Below are 21,872 nucleotides of genomic sequence, written 5' to 3'. Positions count from 1 at the left end.
GTGGCCGAACGCCTCGCCCAGGTCGGTGCGCTGGACGCCTTCGCGCCCGGCGGCAACCGCCGCGACCTGCTGCTGCACATCGCCGAACTGCACCGCGCCCAGCGCGCTGCCGGGGCGCGCGAGGGACAGCTCGCGCTGGGGGAGAGCGCCCCCGCGGACGGCGGGGCCACAGATGGGACCCCGCACCAGGCCGAGCCCGTCCATCTGCCCGACCTGGACAGCAACGAACGGCTCGGCGCCGAACTCGACGTCCTCGGTATGGACACCTCCCGCCATCTGATGGCCGACCATGTCGCGTTCCTGCGGGAGCTGGGCGCCCACTCGGCCCGCACCCTGCGCTCGGCCCGGCACGGCGAGACGGTGCTGATCGCGGGCGCCAAGGCCGCCACCCAGACCCCGCCGCTCGCCTCGGGCAAGCGCGTCATCTTCACCACCCTGGACGACGGCACCGGGCTGTCCGACCTCGCCTTCTTCGAGGACTCGCACGCGGCCTGCGCCCACACCGTCTTCCACTCCTGGCTGCTGCTGGTGCGCGGAGTGGTCCAGCGGCGCGGCCCGCGCAGCCTCACCGTCGTCGGCTCCGCCGCCTGGAACCTGGCCGAACTGGTCGAACTCCGCCGCGAGGGCGGCCTGGAGGCGGTCACGGCGCGACTGGGGGAGGCCCCTGGGAGTGAGCCCGCCGCCGGGCCCGGCCGCACCATCGAGGTCGCCCCCGGTTACGAGATGCACCCCTGGGCCGACCTCCGCCCCGCGGGCGAGACGGCGAGCTCCGCCAAGGCCCTGCGCAAGATGTGGCACTCCAGCACGGGGAGCGCGGGATGACCGGCACAACGGTGCTCTACGTGCACTTCGGCGCCCCCGCAGGTGACCTCACCCCCGAGCGGTACGAAGCGCTCCTCGCCCTGCTCGCCGACATCACCCCCGTCGTCCAGTCCCTCCCGCCGGACGCGGCGCTCGCCGATGTCCGGGGCGCGCTGCGGTACTTCGAGCGGGACGCCGCCGAACTGGCGCGGCTCGTACGGCTGCGCGCGCTCGCCCTGTACGGCGTCTGCTGCACCATCGGCGTCGCCGCCAGTCCGTTGCTCGCCAGGATGGCCGCCCAGGCGGGGGAGCCGGGGCAGGTGAGGGAGGTACGCCCCGAGGAGGTTGCCGCATTCCTCGACAGCAGACCGGTGGCCGCGCTGCACGGCGTCGGCCCGGCAACGGCGCGGGCGCTGTGCGCGTACGGACTCGACAGCGTCGGCCGGCTCGCCGCCGCGCCGCCCGCCACCCTCCAGCGCATCCTCGGCGCCGCCGCGGGCCGACGGCTGCACGAGCGGGCGCGGGGTATCGACCCCACGCCCGTCACCCCCACGGCACCGCCCCGCTCGGCGAGCGCCGAGCACCGCTTCGAGCTGGACGAACTCGATGCGGAGCGCCGCCGCAGTGCGCTGCTCACCCTCGCCGACGAACTGGGCTTCCGGTTGCGGGCCGAGGGACAGGTGGCCCGGGCGCTGACGCTCACGGTGCGGTACGCGGACCGCTCCGCCACCACCCGTACCCGGACGCTGGCCGAACCCACCGCGCACACCCCCGCGTTGGCCGGGGCCGCCTATGCCCTGCACGATGCGCTGGGGTTGCAGCGTGCCCGGGTGCGGGGGGTGGCGCTGCGCGCCGAGGAACTGACAGCTGCCGAGCTGGCTGCTCGGCAGCTGTCGTTCGATGTACGGGATGAGAGGGCGCGCCGTGTGGAGGCGGCGGCCGACTGCGCCCGTCGGCGGTTCGGGCGCTACGCGGTACGGCCTGCGGGTTCGGATCCGTCGCGGGCTGCTTAGTTGTTTCCGGGGAGGGGGTGCCCCTGGCTGTTGTTTGCGGGCTGCGGGTTTGTTTGTGGCTTTGGGGGTACCCCCCTGCTCGAAGAGCTTGGGGGAGCAGTTCCCCGCGCCCCTTCGGGGCGCGCCTGCTGCGCTTGGGCAGTCTGCGCCAGGGGCGCAGGGTGGGCAAGCGCAGCCCCCATGCGGGGCGCGTTTTACTCCGCGGGGTGGAATCGGCGTAGGCGCAGGCTGTTGCTGACGACGAAGACGGAGGAGAAGGCCATGGCGGCTCCGGCGATCATCGGGTTCAACAGGCCGGCCGCGGCGAGCGGCAGCGCGGCGACGTTGTAGGCGAACGCCCAGAAGAGGTTGCCTTTGATCGTGCCGAGGGTGCGCCGTGAGAGGCGGATGGCGTCGGCGGCGGCGCGCAGGTCGCCGCGTACCAGGGTGAGGTCGCCGGCTTCGATGGCGGCGTCGGTGCCGGTGCCCATCGCGAGGCCGAGGTCGGCCTGGGCAAGCGCTGCCGCGTCATTGACCCCGTCGCCGACCATGGCGACCGAACGGCCCTCATCCTGCAGACGCTTGACCGCCTCGACCTTGTCCTCGGGCATGACCTCGGCGATCACATCTTCCGCGGGGATGCCGACCTCGGCGGCGACCGACTCGGCGACGGTGCGGTTGTCGCCGGTCAGCAGCATCGGCCGCAGACCCAGGGCGCGCAGCCGCTGGATGGCCTCCGCGCTGGTGGATTTGACCGCGTCGGCGACTTCCAGCACGGCGCGGGCCGCGCCGTCCCAGCCCACGGTGATCGCCGTGCGTCCGGCCTGCTCGGCTGCTTCCTTCGCGGCGGCCAGCTCCGCCGGGAGCTCCAGCGCCCTCCCCCGAGGACCTCCGACAAGCTCCGGTCCAGGGGGTGCCCCCACCTCCAGCAGCTTTTCACGTCCCACCAGCACCGCGTGGCCCTCGACGACGCCCTGGACGCCAAGCCCGGGGACGTTGGTGAAGTCCTCGGGGACGGGCAGGGAGCCGTACTCGCGCTCGGCGCCCTTGGCCACGGCCTGGGCGATGGGGTGTTCGGAGGCGTTCTCCAGGGCGCCCGCCAGCCGCAGGACCTGCTCCTGGGTGGTCCCGTCCGTCACGTGCGTGGCCAGGAGGGTCATCTCGCCGGTGGTGATGGTGCCGGTCTTGTCCAGGACGACGGTGTCGGCCCGGCGGGTGGTCTCCAGGACCTCGGGGCCTTTGATCAGGATGCCCAGCTGGGCGCCGCGTCCGGTGCCGGCCATCAGCGCCGTGGGGGTGGCAAGGCCCAGCGCGCAGGGGCAGGCGATGATCAGCACGGCCACCGCGGCGGTGAACGCGGCGGTCAGCCCGGCGCCGTTGCCCAGCCAGAAGCCGAGGGTGGCAAGGGCGAGGAAGATCACCACGGGCACGAAGATGCCCGAGATGCGGTCGGCGAGGCGCTGGGCTGCGGCTTTGCCGTTCTGGGCGTCCTCGACCAGCCTGGCCATCCGCGCCAGCTGGGTATCGGCGCCCACGCGGGTGGCCTCGACCACCAGCCGGCCGCCCGCGTTGAGTGTCGCGCCGGTGACGCTGTCGCCGACGGTGACCTCGACGGGCATGGACTCGCCGGTGAGCATCGAGGCGTCCACGGCGGAGCTGCCCTCGACCACGGTGCCGTCCGTGGCGATCTTCTCGCCTGGCCGGACGAGGAAACGGTCACCGACAGCCAGCTCCTGGGTGGGGATCAGCACCTGGTGGCCGTCCCGCAGGACGGTGACCTCCTTGGCGCCCAGCTCCAGCAGGGCCCGGAGCGCGGCGCCTGCCTTGCGCTTGGAGCGGGCCTCGAAGTACCGCCCGGCCAGAATGAAGGCCGTCACGCCGGCGGCGGCTTCCAGGTAGATGTTGCCCGCACCGTCGCTGCGTGCGATCGACAGCTCGAAGGGGTGCGTCATACCCGGCTCGCCCGCGGTGCCGAAGAACAGCGCCCACAGCGACCACAGCATCGCGGCCGACGTGCCCAGCGAGATGAGCGTGTCCATGGTGGCCGCACCGTGCCGGGCGTTGGTCCACGCGGCGCGGTGGAAGGGCCAGGCACCCCACACCACGACCGGCGCGGCCAGGACGAGGGACAGCCACTGCCAGAACTCGAACTGCAGCGCCGGGACCATCGCCATCGCGATGACCGGCACCGCGAGGATCACGGAGCCGATCAGCCGCTGCCGCAGGGGCCGCAGCTGCTCGTCCTCCCCCGCACCGCCCTCGCCCGGCCCCGGCTCCGGCTCCGCGCGCGGCGGCGCGGGCGGGGTCGCCGTATAGCCGGTGGCCTCCACCGTGGCGATCAGGTCGTCCACCGCGATGCCGTCGGCGAAGCTGACCTTGGCCTTCTCCGTCGCATAGTTGACGCTGGCCGTGACGCCCGCCATCCGGTTCAGCTTCTTCTCGACGCGAGCGGCGCAGGACGCGCAGGTCATCCCGCCGATCGCCAGCTCGACCTCGGTGCCGGGGGCCGGGATCCCCGCACCTGTGGTGCTCTCCGTGCTCTGATGCGTCGCGGACATGGTCCCTCCGAGTCAGCAGTTCGCGTACCCACTGTGTCATACCCATGAGGGGTATCGACAGGGCACCTGTTCTGTATACCCCCCAGGGGTAATCATTGCAAGTGCTGCCGGAGAGTGAGTGGCCGCCTGCCAGCAGTGATGCCCGCGCGCTGACAAGTGAGGGAAATGAGCAATCCGGCGCGTGCGGACAACGGATTTCGTCCCGTACGGACACTGGCCAACCAACCCTACTCATGCGTAGGTTGTCGGCCATTCAACAGCTCCGCTCCACCCCCACCCCCATCCCTCACAGCACCAGGAGCCGGACATGAAGCTGAAGCTGTCAGCGTCGTCAGCGAAGCGTGTACGCAGAGCAGCCGCCACCGCCGCGGCCATGGCGATCGCCGTCGTGGCACTGCCCACCGGCGCCGAAGCCGCGACCCCTGCCCCGTCCGAGGACGGGAGAGTGACCAGCGGCTGGAACGACTACTCCTGCAAGCCCTCGGCCGCACACCCCCGCCCCGTCGTCCTGGCCCACGGGACCTTCGGCAACTCCGTGGACAACTGGCTCGGGTTCGCCCCCTACCTGGTCAACCGGGGCTACTGCGTCTTCTCCCTCGACTACGGGCAACTGCCCGGCAAGCCCTTCTTCCATGGGCTCGGTCCCATCGAGGACTCCGCGAAGCAACTGGACGCCTACGTCGACAAGGTGCTTGACGCCACCGGCGCCGGCAAGGTCGACATCGTCGGCCACTCACAGGGCGGCGTGATGCCCCGCTACTACCTCAAGTTTCTCGGCGGCGCCCCGAAGGTGAACGCACTCGTCGGTATCGCACCCACCAACCACGGCACCACCCTCAGCGGGCTGACGAAGCTGGTCGACGCGTTCCCGCCCGCCGGCGACGTGGTCGACCAGGTGGGCCCGTCGCTGCTCCAGCAGAAGGAGGGCTCCGACTTCATCAAGAAGCTCAACGAGGGCGGCGACACGGTGCCCGGCGTCAAGTACACCGTGATCGCCACCAAGTACGACGAGGTCGCCACGCCCTACCGGACAGGGTTCCTCGACGGTCCCGGCGTGAAGAACGTGACGCTCCAGGACCTGTGCCCGATCGACCTCTCCGAGCACCTGGCCATCGCGCTCACCGACCGGGTGGCATGGCACGAGGCCGCGAACGCGCTCGACCCGGCCCACGCCACCCCGACGACCTGTCTGTCCTGAGCAGCACAGCCTCACCGGCCGGCACTGCTCACCAGCCCTCGGTGTGCAACTTCTGCTCGTACGACGGCCCGTAGTACTCCTCCAGGGACTCCAGGGAGTCCTCGGGCCGGTCGAGGGCCTTGGCCAGCCGGGCGCGGTTCGGCACCGCGTCCGGCCGCCAGGTCTCCGGCTGCCAGGTGCCGGAGCGCAGAAACGCCTTGGAGCAGTGGTGGAAGATCTCCTCGATCTCCACCACCAGCCCCAGCTTGGGGCGGTTGCGCCGTGCCACCATCTCCTCGAGGAACGGCGCCTCGCGCACGATCCGCGCCCGTCCGTTGATCCGGAGGGTGTCGCCGCGGCCGGGCAGGAAGAAGATGAGGCCGACGTGCGGGTTGGACAGGATGTTGCGCAGCCCGTCGATGCGCTTGTTGCCAGGCCGGTCGGGAATGGCGATCGTACGGTCGTCCAGGACCTTGGTGAAGCCGGGCGGGTCGCCCTTGGGCGAGACGTCGCAGCTTCCGTCGGCCGCCGAGGTGGCGATGAGGCAGAACGGCGAATGAGCCAGCCACTCGCGGTCCAGTTGATGCAGCGTGGTGCGGTTCTTGTTCACCGCGTGGGAGGCCGGCTCCCCGACGAGGGTGCGCAGCTCCTCCTCGCTGGTGACCTCCACCATGGCTTCCGTCGTCCGCCGTGCCGTCATGAGCGCTCCGCTCTTCAACCGCTGTAGGGAGAACGAGAGTACGACGCCGCTTTCCCCGGTGCGACGGGAAAATCCCTGCCTGACGGGAAAATCCTCGTAGCGGTGGGGAAAGCGGCGCCGACCGCGGCCGGGTGAGGTCAGCCGCGGGACTTGGCGGACCGGCGGCGGGCCGTGGCGAACAGCACGCCGGCGCCCGCCGCCAGGACGGCGGCGCCGCCGATGGCCAGCGGTGCGGTGCTGTCGCTGCCGCCGGTCTCGGCGAGATTCGCCTTCTCGGAGCCGCCGTTGGGCTCAGGCGCGTTGCCGGTGGAGCCCGTGGTCTCCTCCTCGCCTCCGGTGCTCTCCTCGCCGCCGGTCCCCTCCTCGCTCCCGGCCGGCTGCTGCGTCGGTGCGCCGTGCCCCGCGTGGTTCCCCGCGCCGTGCTGGTCGCCGCCGTGGCCGTCGTGGTCCACGGTCGACTTGTCGCTGCCTTCCTCGATCTGCGTGTCGTCGGGGGCCTCGGGCGCGCTCCCGGCCGGGTTGTTCTTCCCGCCGAAGGTCACGTCCGAGCAGGTGTAGAACGCCTCAGGGCTGTCCGAGCGCTGCCAGATGCTGTAGATCAGGTGCCGCCCCGACTTCTGCGGCACGGTGCCGTCGAAGACGTAACTGCCGTCCTTCAGCGTCGGGTTGGTCGCCTTGGCGAACGGCTTGGCCTCCAGGTCGGACCACTTGAGCGGCTTGGCCGGGTCGTAGCCGTCCTTGGTGATGAACAGCTCGAAGGTGCCCTTGTGCGGTGCGGTGGCCTTGTACTGGAAGGTGTGCCCGCCCGGCTTCATCGCCGTGGCCGGCCAGTCCTTGCGGGGCAGGTCGAGACCCTTGTACTTGTCGCGGCCTGCGCTGCACAGCTTTCCGTCCGGGATGATCTGCCGGTGCTTGCCGGCCGCGTCGGGGATGTTGACCTCGTTCCAGTCGTAGAGCGCCTGCGTTCCGCCGGCGGCGACTGCGGCCTTGCACGCCGCCGACTTCGGGCTCTCCGGCCCCTCGGCGAAGCAGGCGGAGACCCGGCTGACGGGGTCCGTCATGGAACCGTGCGCGGCGGCGGGGGTGGCAGCCACCGCGGTGAGCACCAGCGGGGCGAAACCCAGCGCGACGATCCCTGTGGCCGTGCGGCGAGCGGTCATGAGTGGCTCCTTGTCACGGGGTGGGGGGCGGAGGCCGGTTCGACGGCGGCCTCCCGATCGGCGTCGACGTGCACTTGCACTACGTCTGCGCCCCGGGCCGGGTTCAACAGCCGCCTCCCCTGCGGCCGCGCCGAACCCGCCCCGGTGACCGGCACGTTAGCCACACCGCGGCCCGTGAACCGCCCCGAGAGGCCCGCTCCGGCGATCTTTAGGCTTCGCTTAAGGCGCCTCTAAGTGCCCGAACAGGCTCGGCGACCGGAGACCTGCCCCGCCGGACGCGCCGCCAGCGCGAGCGCCCCCAGCGCCGCGGTCAGCAACAGCCCCGTCCGCAGCCCCCACACTCCGGCGACCGCGCCCACGGCCCCCGGTCCGACGAGGGTGCCCAGGCCGAGAAAGAAGACGGTCCCGCTGAACCCCGTAGACGGCTGCTCAGCGAAGACCCGGTGGCTCCATACGGCCAGCAGTCCGGAACCCGCCATGAAACAGGGGCCGTAGACCACCGCCGAGCCCAGTACGGCGGGCAGCGAGCCCGGTGCCGTCCCCAGCAGCGCGACGGCGCACGACATCCCCGCGAACAACCCCGTCTGCACCCGGCGCAGCCCATGGCGCACTATCGCGTGCCCGGTCAGCACCCCTGCCGTGCCGGCCAGCCCCATCACGGTCCAGAACAACGGCGAGAGCCAACTGTCGGCACCGGCGGCCGAGGCGACCGCCTCCACCGCGAACGCCCAGTACACCGCGCCGACACAGCCGTACAGCAGCGCCGTCGCGAACAGCGGTACCGCCTCCCGCCGGGCGAACCGGCGCAGCCCCCGCGGCTCGTGCGGTTCATGAGGCGCACGCGGCTCGTGCGGCCCGCTCGGCAGTACGCGTGCGTTGGCGACCGTGGTGGCCAGCGACAGCGCGGCGAACACCAGCCAGACCAGCCGCCATCCGGTGCCACGCGCGGCGAGTGCGAGCGGTCCGGCCACGGCGACCCCGAACGCGGTCCCGGTCGCGATCATGCCCGTCACCCGCTCCCGCAGCGCGGGCGGCACGACCCGGTCGACGGCGTCCGCATACGGCGCCCACGCCCACCCCGAGCTGCTGCCCGCCAGCACCAGCCCCACCGTCAGCGTGCCCGGACCGGTGGCCAGGGCGACCAGCGCGGTACCCACCGTCGCGCACCCGCCGCCCACCACCACGAGCGGCCGCGGCCCGAACCGCGCCACCAGCCCGCCGACCAGCAACAACGCCACCAGATAACCCGCGTACGAAGCGCTGCCGATCAGGCCGACGAGCGAGACCGACAGTCCGAAGCGCTCCCGGAACTCCGGCAGGAACAGCCCGTATCCATAGCGCGCGAACCCGAAGGTGACGGCGATCGCGGCCATACCCGTCAGCCCGAGCCGCCAGTGCGGCGCCAGGCCGGTCCTGGACGGGGGAGAGGGGAGCCGAGGGGCCGCTGAGGCGGCGCGTATCGCAGGCATGACTCCACCCTCGAAGCCCCGCGCCCGCCTCACCACTGGCGTAAATGACAGGTAGCCGTATATTTGCGCCATGGTCCGGAACGCTGCCACGAGCACCACGAGCACTATGGACACTCCGCCGATCCGGGTGGCGGTCGTCGTGCTGGGGGAGACCGCGCTCTTCGAGCTCGGCGTCCCCGCCGCCGTCTTCCAGTCCCCGGGCTACGAACTGACCCTGTGCGCCGAGTCCGAGGACGGCGGGGGACAGGCACGGACCGCAGGTCGGGAGGGCCCGCCGGCCGACGGCTGGGGGAGGGCGCCGGGCGGGCTGCGGCTGGCGGCCGACCGGGGACTGGAGGTGCTGGCCGACGCGGACACGGTGGTCGTCCCTGCCTGTGTGCTCGGCTCCTACCAGCCGTCCCGCGCGCTGCTGGACGCGCTACGCGCCGCGCACGCCCGGGGAGCGCGCATGGTGTCCCTGTGCTCCGGCGCGTTCGTACTCGCCGCCGCCGGACTGCTGGACGGACGCACGGCGGCCACCCACTGGATGTACGCGGACGAACTGCGGCGGCTCCACCCACGGGTACGGGTGGACGAGCACTCGCTGTACGTGGACGACGGTGATGTGCTCACCAGCGCCGGCACCGCGGCCGCCATCGACCTGTGCCTGCACATCGTCCGCGTCGACCACGGCTCCGCTGCCGCCGCCGAGGTCGGGCGCCGGATGGTGGTGGCGCCGCACCGGGAGGGCGGGCAGGCTCAGTACGTGCCCTCCCCTCCCGCGCCCACCGCCAGGGCCGGCGGCCTGGCGCCCGTGCTGGACTGGGCGCTGGCCCGGCTCCACGAGCCCCTCACCATCGGCGCGCTGGCGGCCCGCGCCGGGATGAGCACCCGTACCTTCGGCCGGTACTTCGTACGGGAGACCGGCACCACCCCGCTCAAGTGGCTCAACCGGCAGCGCCTCGCCCGGGCCAGGGAACTGCTGGAGACCACCGGCCTGCCGGTCGACTCGGTCGCCGAGCGCGCCGGAATGGGGACGGGCGACGTGCTGCGGCAGCACTTCCGCCGCTCCCTGGGAACCACGCCCGCCGCCTACCGCCGCACCTTCAGGCAGCGCGGAGCGCCGTGACGGAACGTGACGGGGAGGTGTGCGGTCGAGCACAGGGGAACCGCTAGCTGTGGTTATGCGTTTTTCTCCCTGAACGCCCCGCCGGAGGGCAGCCAGTGAACAAGCGGGCGAAGGGAGGGAGCGCTGTCGTGAATCTGCTGGACCTGCTCCTGATCTTCGCAGCGCTCGCCTACGCCGGTTCCGGCTACCGCCGGGGGCTGGTCGCGGGGCTGGTCTCGTTCGCCGGTTTCGTCGGAGGCGCGGTCCTCGGCGTCTGGCTGCTGCCGTTCGTCCTGGACCTCACGGAGCGCGGGACGACAGCGGCGACGGTCCTCGCGCTGCTCACCGTGCTGGCGCCCGCACTCGCCGGGCACGCACTGGCCTCCCCGCTCGGCTGGCGGATACGCGACGCGCTCAGCCGCACCCCCGCACGCTGGGTGGACGGAGCGGGCGGCGCCCTCGTCAACGTCGTCGCCGTGCTCGTCGTCGGATGGGTCGCGGGCAGTGCGCTCGCCGCCTCGCCCTCACCGGCGCTCAACCAGGCGATAAGGGGCTCCTCCCTGCTGGAGGGCGTGCACGAGCGGATGCCCGGCAGCGCCGCGACGTGGTTCAACCGCGCCACCGGCGCGCTGACCACGGCCGGTTTCCCCCCGGTCTTCAACCCGTTCGAGCAGGAGCCCGGCGCCTCGGTGCCCCAGCCCTCGGGTGACGCCGTCACCCAGGCGGCCACGGCCGCGGCCCAGCGCAGCACGGTCAAGGTGGAAGGCGTCGCCGACGTGGACGGCGGCCGGCAGGGCCAGGAGGGCAGCGGCTTCGTCTACGCACGCGGCCATGTGATGACCAACGCGCACGTCGTCGCCGGCGTCGACGCGCCGACCGTCCGGGTCGGCGGAGTGGGACGCCCGCATGCGGCGAAGGTCGTCCTCTTCGACCCCGAGAAGGACATCGCCGTCCTCGACGTGCCGGGCCTGACCGCGCCCGCGCTGCACTTCGCGGGCGACGCCACCCGGGGCGACCAGGGAGTGGTCGCCGGATACCCGGAGAACGGCGGCCTGGACCTGCGAGCAGCCGCCGTGGCAGCCCGCACCCCGGCACGCGGCCAGGACATCTACGGCGGCGAGCTGACCACCCGCGACATCTACGCCATACGCTCCCAGGTCAGGCCGGGCAACTCCGGCGGCCCACTGCTGACGCCCGGCGGACGGGTGTACGGGGTCGTCTTCGCCCGCTCCACCACGGACCCAGGAACCGGCTACGCGCTCACCGCCGACCAGGTGCGGAGCGCCGCACAGCAGGCCGCGGACTCCACCGTCGCCGTGGACACCGGCGACCGCTCCGCGCTGTGACCCCAGGCCGCCGGGCCCCTCACAGCTGCTTGACGCAGCGCCACTCCGTGGCGACCTCGGCATAGCCCAGGCGCCGGTTGACCGCCAGCATGGCCGCGTTGGTCGCGTCGTTCCCGGTGTAGGCGTGCAGATAGCCCGCGGCGCGGGCCCGGTGCAGCGCCGCCAGCTTGGCCAGCCGCGCCAGCCCGCGGCCCCGGAAGGCCCGCCGGGTGCCCGTCATCCCCGACCAGTAGCGGTCCACGCCGTCCGTCTGCGCGACGCTGTACGCCGCCACTCGGCCGTCCACCAGGGCCACACTGCTCAGCCCCCGGTCCCAGTCCGGCCGCTGCCAGTTGTGCCGCAGCCACTCCTCGTACGGCATGCGGCCCACGCGTACATCGCCGGGCTCGTCCGCCGCGCACTCCGTGTCCGCCTCGTACAGCGGACGCAGATCGTCGGCGAACGCGGCGACCGGGCACAGCGTGACCCCCGCCGGCAGCGGCTCCGGCAGCTCGGGCAGGGCCGCGCTGTGCAGCTCCAGCCCGAGGAAGCGGGCCTGCCGGGAGCGGGCGTACCCGCGGCGCTCGGCGAAGCCCGCGGCACGGTCGTCGTCGGCGACCCAGCTGTGCACCCGCCGTACCTCCAGCCCCGCCAGATACTCCTCCCCGGCGGCCACCAGCGCCGAGCCCACCCCCCGTCCTGCCGCCGCGGGCGGGACCGACGTGTGCAGGAACCCGTGCCCGGGCTCGGAGCTCCCCGCGACCAGACCTGCTTCCGCGCAGCCCGCCACCGTGCCGTCCGGCCGTTCGGCGAGGAGCCGGTGCAGCCGCTGCCCGGCTGGAGCGTGCGCCACCTCCCAGCGCAGCGCCTCGGCGGTGGAGACGAGATACGGGACGGTCGCGCGGCGGGCAGCGGCGACGGCCTCGGCGTCCCGCGGATCGTCGGGGCGCAGTGCGCGGACTGTGAGCGTCATGGCGGGGAGGCTACGGCGCCAGCGCGGCGTACCGCTTCCCGTTTTCCCGAGGTGGGGGACAATCGGGCCGTAGCCCCTCGCTCCCCGGAGGACCCGTGCCGCGGAACCCATCGAATGCCCTGAGCATCACCCTCGACGCCGACACGCCCGAGGCGCCGTACGAGCAGGTGCGGGCGCGCATCGCCGCGCTGGCGCGGGACGGCGAACTGCCCACGGGCTACAAGCTCCCGACCGTGCGCGGCCTCGCCGAGGAGCTGGGGCTGGCGGCGAACACGGTCGCCAAGGCGTACCGCGCGCTGGAGACCGACGGCGTCATCGAGACCCGGGGCCGCAACGGCACCTTCATCGCCGCCGCCGGCGGTGCCATGGAGCGTGAACTGGCCGAGGCCGCACAGACCTTCGCGGCCCGCGCGCGGCGGCTGGGCGCCGGCCAGGACGCGGCGCTGGCCGCCGCCCGGGACGCGCTCCGCGCGCAGTACGGCGCGTAAGGGGTATCCGGCGGCCTTGCGTGCCCCTCCTGTTTTGGGGGCACGCTCTGCCGGGTGCCGTTTCAGAGGCGGGCCGCCGCCTTGGTCGTCGTCATACGGAACGCCGCCGCCGGGGCGTCCGCCAGCGTGCCCATCTCCGCCCAGCGGACCACGGTGACCTTGGCGCCCTTGCGCACCACCGCGAACAGGCTCACGCCGTGCTCCGACTCCGCCGGTGCGGTGTGCACGCCGTAGATGTGGGCGCCGTCCCCCGCCTCGACCGTGCCGTAGTCGTCCCAGGACGCCGTGCTGCCGGGGTTGTCCCGCAGCCAGTCGGCGGCACAGTTCGCCACGCGCTTCTCCAGCTTCGCCGCCAGCTTCCCGGCCGCCTTCGCGGACTTGGCCGCGACGCCGACCTGGGAGGCGTTGGTGTCGTAGTCGGTGCGGAAGAGCCGGTGATAGGTGCCGCCCTTGTCGGGGATCGCACCGTCGACGCAGAACGTCTCGGGGTCCGGCAGCCCCTTGGCGACCGGGCCCTCGTACCACGGCGACGTCGAGTGCGGGGGCAGGTCGTCGGCGGTGAGAAAGCCGGGTGCCGTGCTCCGGGGCGCCGCCGGGGCCGCCGGAGCCGCGGCGGCGGTGGCCGTCGCGGCTGTGAGCAGGGCGGCAGTCGCGGCGGCTGTGGCGGTGGCCGTGCCGACGACGGAGCGAGAGCGCATATGCGGGTCCTCCCCCTGAGCTGGCTGTTGTGTGGGAAGACCACTGAGTGCGGCGGATGGTTGTCCGGGCCCGGTCACAGATACAGGCCCGAGCTCTCCCGCTCCTGGTGAGGGACGTCGGCGGGGCGCTTGCCCTTCTTGAGGGCGTAGAGCTCCGCCAGGGTGGCGCCGTCGCGGCCGATGCCCTCCTCGGTGCCGAGCCAGGCGACGGCCTCGGCGCGGCTGAGCGAGCCCACCTCGATCCGGGCGAGACAGCGCCCGGGCCGGACCACGGCCGGGTGCAGCCGCTCCAGGTCCTCGTTCGTGGTGACCCCGACCAGCACGTTGCGGCCCTGGCCGAGCAGCCCGTCGGTGAGGTTCAGCAGCCGGGAGAGTGCCTGCCCCGCCGCGTACTTGGCCTCGCCGCGGATCAGTTCGTCGCAGTCCTCCAGGAGCAGCAGCCGCCAGCGGCCGGACTCCGGGTCGGAGTCGTCGGCGCCGATGGCGATGTCCATCAGATAGCCGATGTTGTTGAACAGGTGCTCCGGGTCCAGGACGCAGTCGACCTGGCACCACTGGCTCCAGGAGCGGGCCAGCGTGCGCAGGGCAGAGGTCTTGCCGGTGCCGGGCGGGCCGTGCAGCAGCAGGAGGCGCCCGGAGATGTCGTCCGGGGTGACCTTCATCAGCTCGTCCATGGCGGTGGCCACCCGCGCGGTGTAGTTCTGCCGCACATCCGCCCAGGAACCGGCGCTGATGGTGCGTGAGGTGCGGCGCGGGCCGCGCATGGGGGAGTGGTACCAGAACCCCATGGAGACCTGGTCCTCCTGGGGCTCGGGCTCGTCCTCGGCGCCGTCCACGGCCTGCTTCAGCCGCTGCTCGGCCAGCTCGTCGGTGACCGCCGTGACCGTGACCTCGGCGCCCCGGTTCCACCGCGAGACCCGTACCGTCCAGCCGTCACCCTCGGCGAGCACCGAGCCGGAGTTGTCGTCCTTCGCCTCGCGGAGCACGTGTGCGCCCGGCGGCAGCAGGGTGTGGCCCTTCTTGATGCGGTCGACGGTGTGGCTGCGCGAGTAGGGCTGTTCCCCCACGGTGAAGCGGCCCAGGAAGAGCGCGTCGATGATGTCGCCGGCGGAGTCGCTGTCGTCGATGTGCAGCCGGGAGGCCACGGCCCGCTCGGGCGGCGTCGCAGCGGCGTGCTGACCGGTCTCCCGGCCGGTCTCCTGGCCGGTCTGCGGACTGGACTGCGGCGCGGTACGGTCGCGGCCCGGAGCGGGGGCGGTCGGGGGCGTCTTCGAGGTCTCGGAAGCCAGGGCCGAACTCCTGTCGTCGGGTCGGCGGTCGGTACACATGACCGCCATGATCCGGCATGATGGCTCCACTCGCACGCGGGTTTCGCGGCGCGCCCCAGCGCACCAGAAGACGCTGTCCGCCCCCTGTGTGCGCCCGTCGCCTTCCGAACTCCGAGCGATGTGTCCGTATTTGTACGGCTTCCCGGGGTGCCCGGCAGGTGCGGGGACGGCGTACCGTGTTCCTCAACAGCCTTGTGGGGCAGGTGAATGCTGTGGCCGGGATACACGCATGTCGTGGTCGGGAGATAGGGTTACTCTGCCCGGGCCGGGTGCCCTCGTACGGGTGGGGAGTGACATGGAACAGATAACAGTCGGCAGCAGGGCGCGTGTGCCCGCGATCAAATGCGGTACGGGCGCGACGAGTTCGCGCCTCGACCGGCACCTCTCCGTGCTCGCAGGTCCCGCCGTCCCCCAGGGTGAGACGGAGGACGCGACGACGCTGATGCGTGAGATAACGCAACGCGACGCGGTGCGGAGCCGGGCGAGCAACCGCGGTGCGCGGGTTTCGCTCCTCGCTCCACTGCGCAAGCTGCGTCGCACGCTCTTCGGCGGACGCGGCTGAAGGCGGCCGCCGGACTGCTCCCGGCGGCCGTCCCCCACCACCCACCCACCCCGCAGTCTGCGAAAACAGGCGAGGGCAGGCGCCGAACAGCTCAGTCCGTCACATTCTCCAGCGTGACGGAGAACGCGAACCGATCCCCCCGGTAGTGGATCCGGACCACATCCACCACCCGCCCCTCCCCGTCGTACGTCACCCCCGTGTAGTGCAGGATCGGACTCAGCAGCGGCACCTGCAGCAGCCGGGCCGTCTCCGGGTCGGCCAGCCGCGCCTCCACCGTGTCCGTGATCCTGCTGATGCGCACCCCCACCCGGTCCCGCAGCACCTTCGTCATCGGCCAGCCCCGGCGCAGATCCGCCGGGTCGATGTGCTCGGCCACGTCCGGCCTGATGAGGTTGAGCGCCCAGTTGGTCGGCTCGCCGCTCTCCCGCTCGCAGCGCAGCCTGCGGTAGGCCATCGCCTCGCTCACACCGGGAAAGTGCTCCGCCAGCTCGGCGGGGACCGGCTCCGGCCCGTGGTCCAGCAGCGTGGTGGGCTCGCCCGACTGCTGGGCCACGATCGTGTCCACCGAGCCCAGCAGCCGCACCGGACGGGAGCGGCGCGCGTCCGGCTCGATGAAGGTGCCGCGCCGCCGGTGCCTGCTGATCAGCCCCTCCGCCTCCAGCTCCTTGAGTGCCTGACGCATGGTCAGCACGCTGACGCCGTAGTGCCCTGCCAGCTGGTCCTCGGGCGGCAGCCGGTCGGGTGCCTGCGGGGGACGGCCGAGTATGGAGGCGCGCAGCGACTGCGAGACCTGGTACCAGAGCGGCAGCTTCCGGTTCAGCTCGACGGAATCCGGGGTGAACAGCGGCGTCATGGGACGTGCCTCCGCGGCAGGGCGTCAGGGGGCCGGGAAGTGACGCTCAAGACCCTGCCACACCGCGTCGTAGTCCGGCTGCAGATGGGCGGCGCCGGCGGCCTGCTCGGTGAGCGTGACGGGCCAGCGGGTCTCGAACATGAAGGCCAGCCCGTCGTCGACCTTCTGCGGCTGCAGCTCGGCGGCCGAGGCCCGCTCGAAGGTCTCCCGGTCGGGGCCGTGCGCCGACATCATGTTGTGCAGCGAGCCGCCACCGGGGACGAAACCCTCCGCCTTGGCGTCGTACGCACCCTCGATCAAACCCATGTACTCGCTCATCACGTTCCGGTGGAAGTACGGCGGCCGGAAGGTGTCCTCGCCCACCAGCCAGCGGGGCGCGAACACCACGAAGTCCACGCCCGCCAGCCCCGGGGTGTCCGAGGGCGAGGTCAGCACGGTGAAGATCGACGGGTCCGGGTGGTCGTAGCTGATGGTGCCCAGCACATTGAAGCGCCGCAGGTCGTAGACGTAGGGCAGATGGTTTCCGTGCCAGGCGACGACATCCAGCGGCGAGTGGTCGTAGACGGCGCTCCAGAGATTTCCGCAGAACTTGTTGACGACCTCGACCGGGCCCTCCACGTCCTCGTACGCGGCCGTCGGTGCCAGGAAGTCCCGCGCGCTGGCCAGTCCGTTGGCGCCGATCGGCCCCAGGTCGGGCAGCGTGAAGGGGCGGCCGTAGTTCTCGCAGACGTACCCGCGCGCGCTCTCCTCCAGCAGCTCGACGCGGAAGCGCACTCCGCGCGGGATCAGCGCCACCTGGCTCGGCTCGGCCCGCAGCAGCCCGAACTCGGTGCGCAGCAGCAGCGCGCCGCGCTCGGGGACGATCAGCAGCTCGCCGTCGGCGTCGCTGAAGACCCGGTCGGTCATCGACGCGTTGGCGGCGTACAGATGGACGGCCATGCCGCAGCGCTGCCGTGCGTCACCGTTGCCGCCGAGCGTCCACAGGCCCGAGAGGAAGTCGGTGCCGGCCGGAGCTTCCGGCAGCGGGCCCCAGCGCAGCCGGTTCGGGTCGGGGACCGTCTCCTCGAAGGGCGCGCCCCGCAGGGTGCCGTTGTCCGTGCGGACGAAGCGGGGGTGTGCGGCCGAGGGGCGGATCCGATAGAGCCATGAGCGGCGGTTGTGCGCCCGGGGCTCGGTGAAGGCGCTGCCGCTCAACTGCTCCGCGTACAGGCCGAGGGGGGCGCGCTGGGGGGAGTTGCGGCCGATGGGCAGCGCGCCCGGCTCGGCCTCGCTGCTGTGCTCGTTGCCGAAGCCGGACAGATGGCTCAGGCCCTCGGCCGCCCTGCGTGCCTGCTCCCGCGCCCGGTCGCCGGAGGTGCTGGTCGTGCTGGTGGTGCTGTCGGTGCCCTGGCCCATGCCAACTCCCGCCGCCTCAGGTAATCCTGTGTAGGACCATAGGAATAACCAGGACCCCCGTCAACGCACCACGCGCCCCCGCACCGGCGCACTGTCCGCCTCCGTCCGCCGGGCCGCGCACCGCCGCCCTGCGCACCGTGCGCCTCCGCCCCTGCGCGGGGTGCGCCCGCGCCCGGCGCCGGACACCGGGTTCCGCTACCGTCCGCGCGGTGATCCAGGGCACTCCGACGCCGTGCTGACACCTTGCTGACTCGACAGTAGGTTTGCTCTCATGAAGGCACACGATGGCATGTACATCGATGGCGCCTGGCGCCCGGCGGCGGGCACCGGGACGATCGAGGTCACCAACCCCGCCGACGAAACCCTCCTGGCCACCGTCCCGGCGGGCGGGCCCGAGGACGTCGAGGCGGCCGTGCGCGCCGCCCGCGCCGCGCTCCCCGGCTGGGCCGCCACCCCACCCGCCGAACGCGCCGCGCGCCTCGAAGCCCTCCAGCAGATCCTGGCCGGCCGGCGCACGGAGATCGCCGAGACCATCACCGCCGAGCTCGGCTCGCCGCTCGCCTTCTCCCAGAAGGTGCACGCCGCCGTGCCGGTCGCGGTCTGCGCCGGATACGCCCAACTCGCCGCCGACTACGCCTTCGAGGAGCGGATCGGCAACTCCCGGGTGCTGCGTGAGCCCGTCGGTGTCGTCGGTGCCATCACGCCGTGGAACTATCCGCTGCACCAGATCGTGGCCAAGGCGGCGCCTGCGCTCGCCGCCGGCTGCACCATGGTGCTCAAGCCGGCCGAGGACACCCCGCTGGTGGCCCAGCTGTTCGCGGAGGCCGTCCACGAGGCGGGCGTGCCGGCGGGCGTCTTCAACCTCGTCACCGGGCTCGGGCCGGTCGCCGGGCAGGCGCTGGCCGAGCACCACGGCATCGACCTGCTGTCCTTCACCGGCTCCACCGCCGTCGGCCGCCGTATCGGTGCGCTGGCGGCGGCCGGCGTCAAGCGCGTCGCGCTGGAGCTGGGCGGCAAGTCGGCCAACGTCATCCTGCCCGGCGCCGACCTGAAGAAGGCCGTCAAGGTGGGTGTCGCCAACGTGATGTCCAACTCCGGCCAGACGTGCAGCGCCTGGACCCGGATGCTGGTGGACGCCGAGCGCTACGACGAGGCCGTACAGCTGGCCGCCGAGGCAGCGGCCAAGTACGTCACCGGCCATCCCCTGGAGGAGACCACCCGCGTCGGCCCTGTCGTCAATGCGAAGCAGCACGAGCGGGTCACCGGCTACATCAGGCGCGGCGTGGAGGAGGGCGCCCGGCTCGTGGCGGGCGGCGCGGAGCTTCCCGGGGGACACGAGCGCGGCCACTATGTGCGGCCCACGGTCTTCGCCGACGTCACCCCGGAGATGGCCATCGCGCAGGAGGAGATCTTCGGCCCTGTGCTGGCCATCCTCAAGTACGAGGACACCGAGGACGCGCTGCGCATCGCCAACGGCACCGTCTACGGCCTCGCGGGCGCCGTGTGGTCCGAGAACGAGGACGAGGCCGTCGCGTTCGCGCGCCGGATGGAGACCGGACAGGTCGACATCAACGGCGGCCGGTTCAACCCCCTGGCGCCCTTCGGCGGATACAAACAGTCAGGCGTCGGACGGGAGTTGGGTGTCCACGGCCTGGAGGAGTATCTGCAGACCAAGTCCCTCCAGTTCTGACGCCCGTCAACCCGTCGTCCGGCTGTCCGGCTGAGGCCGCCCCCCGTCCCGCACGCCGCTTGGAGCTCGCATGGTTCGCGCCGCCGTACTGCCCGCCGTCTCCGCACCGCTGGAAGTCACCTCGATAGCCCTGCCCGACCCCGGCCTCGGCCAGGTGCGGGTGCGGCTGGCAGCGGCCGGGGTGTGCCACTCCGACCTCTCGCTCGCCAACGGCACCCTGCGCCAGCCCGTCCCCGCCGTCCTCGGGCACGAGGGCGCCGGCACCGTCGTCGCGGTGGGGCAGGACGTGCTGGACATGGCGCCCGGCGACCGCGTCGTGCTCAACTGGGCGCCGAACTGCGGCGAGTGCCACTTCTGCGCCCAGCTGTCCGAGCCGTGGCTGTGCACCCGCGCCAACGAGGCCACCACCACCCCCTACGCCAGCACCCGCAGCGGCGACGGCCTCTACCCCGGGCTGAGCGTCGCGGCCTTCGCCGAGGAGACGGTCGTCCCGCGGCGCGCGGTCCTCCCGCTGCCTCCCGGGGTGCCACTGGAGGACGCGGCGCTGCTCGGCTGCGCCATGCTCACCGGGTACGGCGCCGTGCACCACAGCGCCCGGGTCCGGGTGGGGGAGTCGGTGGCGGTGTACGGCGTGGGCGGGGTGGGCCTGGCCACCCTGCAGTCCGCGCGGCTGGCGGGCGCCGGGCAGATCATCGCCGTGGACGTCTCGGCGGAGAAGGAGGAGATGGCACGGGCCGCCGGTGCCACGGACTTCGTCGTCGCCGGGGAGAAGACCGCCAAAGCCGTACGCGGGCTGACGGAGGGCGGCTTCGGAGCCGATGTGGCCATCGAGTGCGTGGGCCGCGCGGAGACCATCCGCGCTGCCTGGGACTCCACCCGGCGCGGCGGGCGTACCACCGTGGTCGGTATCGGCGGCAAGGACGAGCGTGTCTCGCTCTCCGCGCTGGAGATCTTCCACTTCGCGCGGGAGCTGCGGGGCTGCGTCTACGGGGACTCCGACCCGGCCCGGGACGTCCCGGTGCTGGCCCAGCACGTACGCGACGGGCGGCTGGAGCTCGGCGCGCTGGTGACCGAGCGGGTGGGCCTGGAAGGCATAGGTGAGGCATTCGCCGCGATGCGGGCCGGGCGGGGCGGGCGCACGCTGGTGGTGTTCTGAGGCCGGGCGGGGCCAGGGGCTAAGCAGCCGCTCAGTGCACAGTAAGCTGGCCGGATGACGACGGGCGAGATCGACGAATCGTTTGGCGGCGTCACCCCGGACGCCGCCCGCCGCCTCCTCCTGGGCGCCGTCCGGGCCTTCGCGGAGCGGGGCTTCCACGCGACCACCACCCGCGACATCGCCGGCCGTGCCGGGATGAGCCCCGCGGCGCTCTACATCCACTACAAGACCAAGGAAGAGCTGCTCTTCCACATCAGCAGGGTCGGCCACGAGCGCTCGGTGGCGGTGCTGGAGGAGTCCGTTGCGGGCACAGCGGGTGCGGCCGACAGCGCGGAACGACTGGCACGCGCCGTCCGCGCGTTCGTGCGCTGGCACGCGGAGCACCACACCACGGCCCGCGTCGTGCAGTACGAGCTCGCGGCGCTCGGGGAGGAGCACTACGCGCAGATCGTGGTGCTGCGCCGCCGCAGCGAGGAGATTCTGCGCGGGGTGCTGGAAGAGGGCGTCGCGGCGGGCGAGTTCGATATTTCCGACATTCGTGGTACCGCGCTGGCGGTGATGTCGCTGTGCATCGACGTAGCCCGCTGGTTCAGCCCGGAGGGACGCAGGACGCCGGAGGAGATCGGCGAGCTGTACGCCGATCTCGCCCTGCGGATGGCGGGGCACCGGACTGCCGGGCTGCCGGCGTGACCGCCGGCAGCGTCACCAGTAGTAGCGGCTGAGGCTCTCCGCGACGCACACCGGCTTGTCGCCGCCCTCCCGCTCCACGGTCACCTGCGCGGCAACCTGCACGCCGCCGTCCGGCGTCTCCTGGGCGTCGGCCAGCGTCGCCCGGGCGCGCAGCCGGGAGCCGACGGGCACGGGCGCCGGGAAACGCACCTTGTTGGTGCCGTAGTTGACGCCCATCTTCATGCCCTCGACGCGCAGGATCTGCGGGACGAGGGCCGGCAGCAGCGAGAGCGTCAGATAGCCGTGCGCGATGGTGCTGCCGAAGGGGCCCTCGGCGGCGCGCTCCGGGTCCACATGGATCCACTGGTGGTCACCCGTCGCGTCGGCGAACAGGTCGATCCGCTTCTGGTCCACCTCCAGCCAGTCGCTGTGGCCCAGGTCCTGGCCGACCGCGGCGCGGAGCTCTTCGGCCGAGGTGAAGAGCCGGGGTTCCGCCATGTGAATGTTCCTCCCGTGCGGGTTGCCGTGGGCTAAGCGGGTGCTCAGTGGGTGCCGTCAGCATGACAGGGCCCCGCGGTGTTGCGCCACCCCCATCGGGTGCCCGGTCCTTGTCTGCGCAGGCCCTGCTTGCGGCGGCAGCCCGCCGTAGGGGTGCGCCCGGTCGCCGGGGTTCCGTCGTGATGTGGCTTGTCGCGCCCGCGCGGCGGAGCCGCATATCGGAACAGCCCCGCGCCCCTTCGGGGCGCTTCAGCCCTGGGAAGGGAGGGGGTTGCTGAAGCCCAGGCGGGGGG

General features: G+C 72.6%; 19 protein-coding genes and 1 pseudogene. 10 read left to right on the top strand and 10 right to left on the bottom strand.

The genetic code is table 11. The annotated features are described in order from the left end of the window. Together ITI46_RS22445 and ITI46_RS22440 are read left to right on the top strand one after the other, a co-directional pair. Nucleotides 1-822: pseudogene (locus ITI46_RS22445) on the top strand (DNA polymerase III subunit alpha); the annotation flags it as partial. Continuing rightward, nucleotides 819-1,814 carry a DNA polymerase Y family protein gene (locus tag ITI46_RS22440; protein WP_209241509.1) on the top strand — a complete coding sequence of 332 codons (996 nt, stop codon included), beginning with the start codon at nucleotides 819-821 and terminating at the stop codon, nucleotides 1,812-1,814. The pseudogene ITI46_RS22445 and the gene ITI46_RS22440, both read left to right, overlap by 4 nt. 194 nt (nucleotides 1,815-2,008) lie before the next feature. Here the strand turns inward: ITI46_RS22440 and ITI46_RS22435 are convergent, their stop codons facing one another. Further along, complete coding sequence (locus ITI46_RS22435; RefSeq protein WP_209241508.1) at nucleotides 2,009-4,351, bottom strand: heavy metal translocating P-type ATPase; 2,343 nt, start codon at nucleotides 4,349-4,351, stop codon at nucleotides 2,009-2,011. A 307-nt stretch (nucleotides 4,352-4,658) separates the two neighbouring features. Between ITI46_RS22435 and ITI46_RS22430 the strand changes: the two genes are divergently transcribed. Continuing rightward, complete coding sequence (locus ITI46_RS22430; RefSeq protein ID WP_209241507.1) at nucleotides 4,659-5,549, top strand: alpha/beta fold hydrolase; 891 nt, start codon at nucleotides 4,659-4,661, stop codon at nucleotides 5,547-5,549. 28 nt (nucleotides 5,550-5,577) lie between these two features. Here the strand turns inward: ITI46_RS22430 and ITI46_RS22425 are convergent, their stop codons facing one another. From ITI46_RS22425 to ITI46_RS22415, 3 genes are all read right to left on the bottom strand, one after another. After that, complete coding sequence (locus tag ITI46_RS22425; RefSeq protein WP_247746405.1) at nucleotides 5,578-6,228, bottom strand: pyridoxamine 5'-phosphate oxidase family protein; 651 nt, start codon at nucleotides 6,226-6,228, stop codon at nucleotides 5,578-5,580. A gap of 137 nt (nucleotides 6,229-6,365) precedes the next feature. Next, nucleotides 6,366-7,388: a lytic polysaccharide monooxygenase auxiliary activity family 9 protein gene (locus ITI46_RS22420; RefSeq protein ID WP_209241506.1), complete on the bottom strand. Its 1,023-nt coding sequence runs from the start codon at nucleotides 7,386-7,388 to the stop codon at nucleotides 6,366-6,368. Between the two features lie 230 nt (nucleotides 7,389-7,618). Next, nucleotides 7,619-8,857: a YbfB/YjiJ family MFS transporter gene (locus ITI46_RS22415; RefSeq protein WP_209241505.1), complete on the bottom strand. Its 1,239-nt coding sequence runs from the start codon at nucleotides 8,855-8,857 to the stop codon at nucleotides 7,619-7,621. Nucleotides 8,858-8,963: 106 nt separating this feature from the next. On the opposite strand from ITI46_RS22415, the gene ITI46_RS22410 reads away from it, so the two are divergent. Then, nucleotides 8,964-9,965 carry a helix-turn-helix domain-containing protein gene (locus ITI46_RS22410; protein ID WP_209241504.1) on the top strand — a complete coding sequence of 334 codons (1,002 nt, stop codon included), beginning with the start codon at nucleotides 8,964-8,966 and terminating at the stop codon, nucleotides 9,963-9,965. A gap of 128 nt (nucleotides 9,966-10,093) precedes the next feature. After that, entirely contained in the window at nucleotides 10,094-11,290 is a 1,197-nt protein-coding gene (locus ITI46_RS22405; RefSeq protein WP_209241503.1) for a MarP family serine protease, read from the top strand. A 19-nt stretch (nucleotides 11,291-11,309) separates the two neighbouring features. Here the strand turns inward: ITI46_RS22405 and ITI46_RS22400 are convergent, their stop codons facing one another. Beyond that, entirely contained in the window at nucleotides 11,310-12,242 is a 933-nt protein-coding gene (locus ITI46_RS22400; RefSeq protein ID WP_209241502.1) for a GNAT family N-acetyltransferase, read from the bottom strand. A gap of 95 nt (nucleotides 12,243-12,337) precedes the next feature. On the opposite strand from ITI46_RS22400, the gene ITI46_RS22395 reads away from it, so the two are divergent. Beyond that, nucleotides 12,338-12,730, top strand: a complete 393-nt coding sequence (locus tag ITI46_RS22395; RefSeq protein WP_307808273.1) for a GntR family transcriptional regulator — start codon at nucleotides 12,338-12,340, stop codon at nucleotides 12,728-12,730. 62 nt (nucleotides 12,731-12,792) lie between these two features. Here the strand turns inward: ITI46_RS22395 and ITI46_RS22390 are convergent, their stop codons facing one another. Next, entirely contained in the window at nucleotides 12,793-13,428 is a 636-nt protein-coding gene (locus ITI46_RS22390) for a hypothetical protein (protein WP_209241501.1), read from the bottom strand. Between the two features lie 74 nt (nucleotides 13,429-13,502). Continuing rightward, the gene (locus ITI46_RS22385; RefSeq protein WP_247746404.1) at nucleotides 13,503-14,756 is read right to left on the bottom strand and encodes a DUF5925 domain-containing protein; all 1,254 of its coding nucleotides are present in this window, start codon (nucleotides 14,754-14,756) and stop codon (nucleotides 13,503-13,505) included. Between the two features lie 295 nt (nucleotides 14,757-15,051). Here ITI46_RS22385 and ITI46_RS22380 point away from each other — a divergent pair, with 295 nt between their 5' ends. Beyond that, nucleotides 15,052-15,318, top strand: a complete 267-nt coding sequence (locus ITI46_RS22380) for a hypothetical protein (protein ID WP_209241500.1) — start codon at nucleotides 15,052-15,054, stop codon at nucleotides 15,316-15,318. A 91-nt stretch (nucleotides 15,319-15,409) separates the two neighbouring features. Here the strand turns inward: ITI46_RS22380 and ITI46_RS22375 are convergent, their stop codons facing one another. Both ITI46_RS22375 and hmgA read right to left on the bottom strand, forming a co-directional pair. After that, nucleotides 15,410-16,171, bottom strand: coding sequence for a GntR family transcriptional regulator (locus tag ITI46_RS22375; RefSeq protein WP_209241499.1), 762 nt, complete (start codon nucleotides 16,169-16,171; stop codon nucleotides 15,410-15,412). A gap of 24 nt (nucleotides 16,172-16,195) precedes the next feature. Beyond that, nucleotides 16,196-17,566: a homogentisate 1,2-dioxygenase gene (gene hmgA / locus ITI46_RS22370; protein ID WP_209241498.1), complete on the bottom strand. Its 1,371-nt coding sequence runs from the start codon at nucleotides 17,564-17,566 to the stop codon at nucleotides 16,196-16,198. Nucleotides 17,567-17,837: 271 nt separating this feature from the next. On the opposite strand from hmgA, the gene ITI46_RS22365 reads away from it, so the two are divergent. The 3 genes from ITI46_RS22365 (at nucleotide 17,838) to ITI46_RS22355 (ending at nucleotide 21,102) form a co-directional block, all read left to right on the top strand. Next, entirely contained in the window at nucleotides 17,838-19,256 is a 1,419-nt protein-coding gene (locus ITI46_RS22365) for an aldehyde dehydrogenase family protein (RefSeq protein WP_209241497.1), read from the top strand. 70 nt (nucleotides 19,257-19,326) lie between these two features. Beyond that, nucleotides 19,327-20,412, top strand: a complete 1,086-nt coding sequence (locus ITI46_RS22360; RefSeq protein ID WP_209241496.1) for a zinc-binding dehydrogenase — start codon at nucleotides 19,327-19,329, stop codon at nucleotides 20,410-20,412. 54 nt (nucleotides 20,413-20,466) lie between these two features. Further along, nucleotides 20,467-21,102: a TetR/AcrR family transcriptional regulator gene (locus ITI46_RS22355; RefSeq protein WP_209241495.1), complete on the top strand. Its 636-nt coding sequence runs from the start codon at nucleotides 20,467-20,469 to the stop codon at nucleotides 21,100-21,102. 12 nt (nucleotides 21,103-21,114) lie between these two features. Here the strand turns inward: ITI46_RS22355 and ITI46_RS22350 are convergent, their stop codons facing one another. Further along, nucleotides 21,115-21,579 carry a MaoC family dehydratase gene (locus tag ITI46_RS22350; RefSeq protein ID WP_209241494.1) on the bottom strand — a complete coding sequence of 155 codons (465 nt, stop codon included), beginning with the start codon at nucleotides 21,577-21,579 and terminating at the stop codon, nucleotides 21,115-21,117. Between the last annotated feature and the right edge of the window lie 293 nt (nucleotides 21,580-21,872).

This window comes from Streptomyces oryzae (assembly GCF_017676365.1).
Lineage (GTDB): Bacteria > Actinomycetota > Actinomycetes > Streptomycetales > Streptomycetaceae > Streptomyces > Streptomyces oryzae.
This window is presented reverse-complemented; position numbering and strand designations above follow the sequence as displayed.